General features: G+C 38.4%; 3 protein-coding genes. All 3 read left to right on the forward strand.

The genetic code is table 11. The features are described from left to right. The coding region (locus tag ACWGRX_RS26875) for a hypothetical protein (protein WP_452120052.1) at positions 1-324 on the forward strand (324 nt) is incomplete at its 5' end. A gap of 684 nt (positions 325-1,008) precedes the next feature. After that, positions 1,009-1,182, forward strand: coding sequence for a hypothetical protein (locus ACWGRX_RS26880; protein ID WP_375839303.1), 174 nt, complete (start codon positions 1,009-1,011; stop codon positions 1,180-1,182). 90 nt (positions 1,183-1,272) lie between these two features. After that, positions 1,273-1,952: rolling circle replication-associated protein (locus ACWGRX_RS26885; RefSeq protein ID WP_452120053.1), on the forward strand; the 680-nt coding region annotated here is incomplete at its 3' end.

The raw sequence follows: 1,952 nt of genomic DNA on the forward strand, positions 1-1,952 counted from the left end.
GATATAGACCTAGAAGATGTCCAAGACAGGGAAACAGCCTTAAAAGTGGCTTCAGAGGGCTGTGAGGTGCAAACAAAGATCGTAGAAGGTCGGGAAAAGAAATTTTTAAAAGGCGGACGGCTGCACATGTATCCTTCCGGAATGAATATGTATCGAAAATCAAAAGGGATTGTTAAGCCGGAACGGGAAGAAATGAAGTTCGGAGACATAAAAAAAGTAGTGGGTTCGGCAAAACCACACTACGAGAAAAGTTATCATGTCGAAAATGACAATTTTGAAAACACAATTTCGTTTCTCCAGTATAACACAAAACGTGATTTTTGAAGCAAAACGGTTCCTCTTTATGGAGCCGTTTTTTTTATTTCCCGAAGGGTTATTTGTCAGAATGACAAACCGATTTCGAGCCGGCGAGAACCCATTGTCACACCACGATTTAGGGGGTGTGTATAAATGGGCACTCTCTGTGAAATTTGAAGCTTTGAAATTCCGAATGGCGCACTTATACACTCTGTCGAGTGAGTGCTAAAATGCTGAAGCATTTCCGTCAAGCGTGTGGAGGAATCTTGTAGAGAGATATAGCATAGATACCCGTATCTCTAGAGATATTTTGGTATATCCCTGCTATATCTATGGGGTATCTATGCTATATCTTTGGCTTCAAAAACGGCACCTGTTCTAAGAGCATAGAAACTCAACAGGCACAGCCTGTTTGACACCCTTTTTTTTAGGGTGGCACCGAGTTTCCTTATGCTCTTTTTCTCTGAAGCTAAACCTGTTTTATATGTCGTAGTCTTTTTATTGGGAGTGACCCCTTGCTGTACAATTTCCGGAGGTGCCGATAAGGGACGAATTTTCCCTTGTCGGTTGCCTTTGGGGATTGTAAGGGGTGGAGGCTCGGAATCAAAAGGAAACGAAATATCATTCCGAGTGTGCTTCTTTTTTCTGTTCTTGAATTCTATTATTTCCAATGTTAGAATTATGTTAACAACTTGTTAGGAGTGTGTTTGGATGGAAGAGAAAAAACAAATTGGACCTCGAATTACTGTTGAAACATTTAAAAAGCTAGAGTTATTAGCCGAACATTTTACAAAACACAATGAATTTGGAAGAGTTTCAAAAGATGCTGTAATTGAGTTTGCTATTAAGGAATTGTATAGGGACTATTTGGGAAAAGGACGCTAATTTTTGTTGAAAAACTGACTTCGGATTTGGGGTTCTTTATTATTAACTTGATTTTAATTAAACATTACAGGAAAAATTGAGGGGAAATGGATGGATAAACGCAATGGTGACGCGGTTTTCATAGCTCCAAATGATGTTGTAAAAGTGACCACTATGAATCACGTCATTGAAGTTCAGCATATGGAGAAGATGAACCGGAAAAATAATATCAAAAAATTGGACAAGGATAGGTTTGTAGACCTCTCTACTGGGGAGATCCGGGAGTTCGAGCATTCGGAAAATCGGCAGGAAAATTATAATTCTTTGAGACAAACCTTTAAGAAGCTGCGTTATTTGATAAATAACAATTTTATAGGACGGCCAAATGAATTACATATAACTTTGACATACAAGAAAAATATGACGGACACGAAAAAACTTTATAGTGATTTTCAAAATTTTATCGACAGGTTGCGTTATAAATACAAGAAAGAAAGTTCGATAGATTATTTATCGGTGGTAGAGCCACAAGGACGTGGAGCCTGGCATTGTCATGTTTTAATGCGCTTTAATGATTTGGATAAGATTTATATTAAAAATGCTGAATTAAGGAGTCTATGGGGTTTAGGATTTGTAACAATCAAGTCATTAAAGGATATAGACAACATAGGAGCCTATTTGAGCGCTTATTTGACTGATATAGACCTAGAAGATGTCCAAGACAGGGAAACAGCCTTAAAAGTGGCTTCAGAGGGCTGTGAGGTGCAAACAAAGATCGTAGAAGGTCGGGA

The organism is Allobosea sp. NPDC055594 (genome assembly GCF_053618995.1).